General features: G+C 65.2%; 1 protein-coding gene. It reads right to left on the bottom strand.

What is annotated here, in order from left to right; translation table 11 throughout:
* Positions 1-543: NAD(P)(+) transhydrogenase (Re/Si-specific) subunit beta (locus tag AC1DQ3_RS36705; protein ID WP_477124977.1), on the bottom strand; the 543-nt coding region annotated here is incomplete at both ends.

The raw sequence follows: 543 nt of genomic DNA, 5'->3' as shown, positions 1-543 counted from the left end.
TTGCCCATGTCTTCGACCACMTTCTTGGCGTCGCCGAACACCATCATGGTCTTGTCCATGTAGAACAGCTCGTTGTCCAGGCCCGCGTAGCCCGCGGCCATCGAGCGCTTGTTCACGATGATGGTCTTGGCCTTGTAGGCCTCCAGGATCGGCATGCCGGCAATCGGCGAGTTGGGATCGGTCTTGGCGGCCGGGTTCACCACATCGTTGGCGCCCAGCACCAGCACTACGTCCGCCTGGCCGAACTCGCTGTTGATGTCCTCCATCTCGAAGACCTGGTCGTAGGGCACTTCGGCCTCGGCCAGCAGCACGTTCATATGGCCCGGCATGCGGCCCGCCACCGGGTGGATGGCGTACTTYACCGTCACGCCCTTCTCMACCAGCTTCTCGGTCAGTTCCTTGAGCGCATGCTGCGCGCGCGCCACCGCCAGGCCATAGCCCGGCACGATGATCACGGTCTCGGCATTGCCCATCAGGAAGGCCGCGTCGTCGGCCGAGCCGGACTTCACGTTGCGCTGCGCCTGGCCGCCGGCAGCGGCCGCC

This window comes from Cupriavidus sp. 01T418 (genome assembly GCF_056398885.1).
This window is presented reverse-complemented; position numbering and strand designations above follow the sequence as displayed.